Below are 5,054 nucleotides of genomic sequence, written 5' to 3' on the forward strand. Positions count from 1 at the left end.
GATGGCGCCGGCGATGAACTGGCCCTCGGCGCCGATGTTCCAGTTGTTGGAGCGGTAGCAGACCGACAGGCCGACGCCGACCAGGATCAGCGGCGCCGCCTTGATCGCAACCTCGTGCAGCGACCAGATGTCGAGCAGCGGTTCGATGAAGAAGCTGTAGAGCGCCGAAACCGGATCCTTGCCGATGAGCGCGAACATGATCGCGCCGGCAATGACCGTCAGGACGAGCGCGAGGAAGGGCGACAGGAGGGAGAGAAGCGCGGACGGTTTCGCCCGCCGTTCGAGTTCAATGCGCATCTGCGGCCTCCGCCAGCGGTTCCGCCTTGCCGTAGAGGCCGCCCATCAGCAGGCCGATCTTCTCGCGCGAAAGGTCCCTGGCGGGATAGGCGTCCGAAAGGCGTCCCTCGCTGATGACCGCGATCTCCGTCGCCACCTCGAAGATCTCGTCGAGGTCCTGGCTGATGACGAGCACCGCCGAGCCCGCCCTGGCGAGATCGACCAGCGCCTGCCGGATGCGGCTCGCAGCACCCGCGTCGACGCCCCAGGTCGGCTGGTTGACGATGAGCACCGAGGGCTGGCGGTCGAGCTCGCGCCCGACGATGAATTTCTGCAGGTTGCCGCCGGACAGCGAGCCGGCCGGCGGATCCTCGCCGCTCTTGCGCACGTCCATCGCAGCGGAGATCCGCTTGGCCGCCGCCTTGACGGCGGTGTGCCGGATGATGCCGAGCATGCCGCCGCCGACGAAGGCCCGGCGGTCGGAATGATAGCGCGCCAGCACGAGATTGTCCGACAGGCTGAGCGCCGTCACCGCCGCATGGCCGTGGCGTTCCTCCGGCACGAAGCCGGCGCCGAGCAGCCGGCGGCCGTTGATGCCGAGCCGGCCGACAGACGTGTCGCGGATGCGCACGGCGCCGTCCTCGGCGCTCGGATATTCGCCGGACAGCGCTTCGAAGAGTTCGCCCTGGCCGTTTCCGGCGACCCCGGCGATCGCCAGCACCTCGCCCGCATGGACCTTGAGGCAGATGTTCCTGAGCCCGACCGAAAAGGGCGTGCGGGCCGGCGCCGTCAGGTGGCGCGCCTCGAGCAGCACCGCGCCCTTCGCGCTCGTGCCCTCGGCGCTCACATGCGGGACCTCGGCGCCGACCATCATGCGGGCGAGCGAGGCGGCCGTCTCCTGCTTCGGATCGCAGGCGCCGGTCACCTTGCCGTGGCGCAGCACCGTCGCGCGATCGCAGATGCGCTGCACCTCCTCGAGCCGGTGGCTGATATAGAGGACCGAGCGCCCCTCGCCGCGCAGCTTGAAGAGCGTTTCGAACAGGCGATCGGCCTCCTGCGGCGTGAGGACCGACGTCGGCTCGTCGAGGATGATGAGCTCGGGATTCTGCAGCAGCGCCCGGACGATCTCGATGCGCTGCCGCTCCCCGACGGACAGGTCGGCGACATGGGCGTTCGGGTCGAGCGGCAGGCCGTAGGCGTGGGACAGTTCGGAGGCGCGTTCGGCAATGTGGGCGAGCGGGATCGTCGCGTCCAGCGACAGCGCGATGTTTTCCGCCACGGTCAGCGCCTCGAACAGCGAGAAGTGCTGGAAGACCATGCCGATGCCGAGCCGGCGCGCGGCACCGGGGCTGGCGATCTCGACCGGCACGCCCTTCCACAGAAGCTCGCCCGCCGTCGGCGAGAGGACGCCGAAGAGCATCTTGACCAGCGTCGACTTGCCCGCCCCGTTTTCGCCGAGCAGCGCATGGATCTCACCGGGCCGGATGAAAAGGTCGATGCCGTCGCAGGCCGCGAACGACCCGAACAGCTTGGTCAGATTGCGCACGGCGAGCAACGCACCGTCCGCGGACGCTTCAACAGCCTGCACGCTGCCCCTCATCTTCCGCCGGTTCCCGGCCCCTTTGGGGTCTCTCAGGGAAGCAGCAATGTCGTTCCGCTCGTTTTTCTTGTTTCCAGATCCGTCTGGGCGCGTCCGGCCTCCGCCAGCGGATAGGTCTGATTGATATTGATACGCACTTTGTTGCTGCGCACAATATCAAACAGCGAGTTTGCACATGCCTCGAGTTCCTCGCGCGTCGCGATGTACTGGAAGAGCGTCGGACGCGTCGCGTAGAGCGAGCCCTTCTGGGCGAGCAGGCCGAGGTTGAACGCCTCGACGGCGCCGGAGGCGTTGCCGAAGCTCACGAACAGGCCGCGCCGCTTGAGGCAGTCGAGCGACGTCGGGAAGGTGTCCTTGCCCACGGAATCGTAGACGACGTCGACACCCGTGCCGCCGGTAATCTCCTTCACCTTCTCGACGAAATCGTCCTTCGAATAGTCGATCACGTGATCGTAGCCGTGCGCGAGCGCCAGCTCCACCTTCGCCTGGCCGCCCGCCGTGCCGATGACGGTCGCGCCGAGCGTCTTCGCCCACTGGCCGGCGATCAGCCCGACGCCGCCGGCGGCCGCATGGAAGAGCAGCGTCGTTTCCGGCCCGACCTTGTAGGTCTGGTGCAGCAGATACTGCGCCGTCATGCCCTTCAGCATCATGGCTGCCGCCGTCTCCAGCGGGATTTCGTCCGGCACCTTGACGAGATGGCGCGTCGCGACGTTGCGCTCGGCCGCATAGGCGCCGTCCGCCGAGGCATAGGCGACCCGGTCGCCGATGGCGAAGTCCGTGACCCCCGCACCGACCGCCGTCACCGTTCCCGCCCCTTCCTTGCCGGGAATGAACGGCGGCTCGGCCTTGTAGAGGCCGGTGCGGAAGTAGAGGTCGATGAAATTGAGGCCGATCGCCGCCTGGCGTATCTGCACTTCACCCGCGGCCGGCGGGTCGAGCGCCACGTCCTCGAGGACCAGAACCTCGGGGCCGCCGATCTTTCGAACCACAATCGCCTTCGTCATGTCAAATTCTCCCTTTGAACGAGGTCAGCCGGCGCGCCCGAGCCCGGGAAAGAGCTGCAGCACGCCGCCGATTGCATAGAGATAGAGCCCGGTGGCGACGACGCCGGCGACCACCCAGTCCGGCGTCGCGAAATGCAGGAGCAGCGCATAGCCGCTCAGCAGCGACCAGAGCAGGAAAACCGCGAGATTGAGCGGCCGCAGCCGCCTCACGCGCACCGGATGCAGGAAGTTGATCGGCATGAAGGTCAGGAACACCGAGACGAAGACGATGATCGACGCCGTCAGTTCGCTCGCCTTGATGACGAAGAGCGTGAAGACCACCATGTTCCAGACGACGGGGAAGCCGGAGAAGAAATATTCGTCGGTCTTCATGCCCATGTCGGCATAGTAGATGGCGCTCGACACGACGATGGCGCCGGCGGCGACAAAGGACCACGGCTCGCCGATCATGCCGCTCTGGTAGAGCGCGAAGGCCGGCAGCAGCACGTAGGTCACGTAGTCGATGACATTGTCGAGCGTGTCGCCGGACCAGTTCGGCAACACCTCCTTGACGCGCACCTTGCGCGCGATCGGCCCGTCGATGCCGTCGACGACAAGCGCCAGGCCCAGCCACCAGAACATGTCGACGAAGCGGTGCTCGGCGGCGGCCACGACGCCCAGAAAGGCGAGGAACGAGCCCGATGCCGTCAGGATGTGCACCGAGAAGGCGCGAATCTCGGCATAGGGCACGCGCTTGTAGTTGAAGAATTTCATCGGCGGCTGTTCCATCCCTCGCGGAGCGCTCCAGCCGGTTTGCCCGGTCCCGTCAACGCCGACACTCCGTCTGTCGGCAGCATTAATACCCGAACGCTGCCGAATGTCGCCAGCCATTTCCGTTTGTTTTCAACCGGAACGACGACTGCTCGCCGCCATGCGCCACTTCACCCCATGGATTTTGTTGGATTTCGGCTCTAGGTCTGGCAAAAGACCGGCCGCGGGCCTCGCGGCATCGACATGGGAAGGATGCGGTCAACATGGAAAAGATCGACATTGCCGTCGTCGGCGCGGGTCTTGCCGGCAGCCTCGCGGCCTTGGCGCTCGCCGGATCCGGCCGCCGCGTCGCGCTCGTCGCCCCCGAGTCAGGCGGATCCGACGGCCGCACCACGGCGCTGATGGATCCCTCGATCGGCTTCCTGAAGACCATGGGGCTCTGGGACGCGATCGCGCCCGAGGCCGCGGCGCTCGAGACCATGCGCATCCTCGACGGCACGGCGCGGCTCCTGCGCGCGCCGCCGGTGAGTTTCCGCTCGAGCGAGGTCGGCCTTGCCGCCTTCGGCTACAATATCCCGAATGCGCCGCTGATCGGCATTCTCGCCGGCGCGGTCGCCGGAAACGCGGCCATCGACCGCGTTTCCGCCGCGCTTGCCGGCCTGTCGGAGGAGGCGGACGGCATGCGCCTGGCGCTCTCCGACGGCCGGACGCTGCAGGCGGCACTGGTGGTCGGTGCGGACGGACGGCAGTCGAAGGTGCGCGAGGCAAGCGGCATCGGCCTGCGCAAATGGTCCTATCCCCAGGCTGCCCTCGTCGTGAATTTCGCCCATGACCGCCCGCATGACGGCATCTCGACCGAATTCCACACCGAAAACGGCCCCTTTACCCAGGTCCCCCTGCCCGGCCGGCGCTCCAGCCTCGTCTGGGTCATGGCGCCGGACGCTGCCGACGAGATGAAGGCAAGGGATCTTCCGGCGCTTGCCGCGGCGATCGAGCGGCGCATGCAGTCCATGCTCGGCAGGGTCGCCGTCGAGGCGCCGCCGCAGGTCTTTCCGCTTTCCGGCATGATGGCCGACCGCTTCGGCGAGGGCCGGGTCGCGCTCGTCGGCGAGGCGGCACACGCCTTTCCGCCGATCGGCGCGCAGGGCCTCAATCTCAGCCTGCGCGATGTCTTCGCGCTGCGCGACCTCGTGGCGGAGGGCAGCGGCATCGGCCCCGACATCGGCGACCGCTTCAGCCGCCGCCGGCAGGTCGACGTGCGCAGCCGCACGGCCAGCGTCGATCTGCTCAACCGCTCGCTGCTCTCCGGCCTCCTGCCGGTGCAGGTCGCCCGTTCGGCCGGGCTGCACCTCCTGTCGGCGATCGGGCCGCTGCGCAGCCTCGTGATGCGCGAGGGCATCGAACCCGGCGGCGCGCTGCGCGCC

Annotated in this window: 4 protein-coding genes and 1 pseudogene; 1 reads left to right on the forward strand and 4 read right to left on the reverse strand. The window is 67.7% G+C overall.

Features of this window, described 5'->3' with window-relative positions; genetic code table 11:
• The 4 genes and pseudogenes from LXM94_RS25435 to pcsA all read right to left on the reverse strand — a co-directional run.
• Positions 1 to 297: pseudogene (locus LXM94_RS25435) on the reverse strand (ABC transporter permease); the annotation flags it as partial.
• On the reverse strand, positions 287 to 1,876 hold the full coding sequence (locus tag LXM94_RS25440) for an ABC transporter ATP-binding protein (protein ID WP_408015703.1): 1,590 nt from the start codon (positions 1,874 to 1,876) through the stop codon (positions 287 to 289). The gene LXM94_RS25440 and the pseudogene LXM94_RS25435, both read right to left, overlap by 11 nt.
• 32 nt (positions 1,877 to 1,908) lie before the next feature.
• Positions 1,909 to 2,880 carry a quinone oxidoreductase family protein gene (locus LXM94_RS25445; protein ID WP_235774624.1) on the reverse strand — a complete coding sequence of 324 codons (972 nt, stop codon included), beginning with the start codon at positions 2,878 to 2,880 and terminating at the stop codon, positions 1,909 to 1,911.
• A gap of 24 nt (positions 2,881 to 2,904) precedes the next feature.
• Entirely contained in the window at positions 2,905 to 3,633 is a 729-nt protein-coding gene (pcsA, locus tag LXM94_RS25450; protein WP_235774626.1) for a phosphatidylcholine synthase, read from the reverse strand.
• A 260-nt stretch (positions 3,634 to 3,893) separates the two neighbouring features.
• Here pcsA and LXM94_RS25455 point away from each other — a divergent pair.
• Positions 3,894 to 5,054 (forward strand): UbiH/UbiF family hydroxylase (locus LXM94_RS25455; protein ID WP_235774627.1); only part of this gene is annotated, 1,161 nt, incomplete at its 3' end.

Source organism: Rhizobium alarense (assembly GCF_021555155.1).
GTDB lineage: Bacteria > Pseudomonadota > Alphaproteobacteria > Rhizobiales > Rhizobiaceae > Rhizobium_D > Rhizobium_D alarense.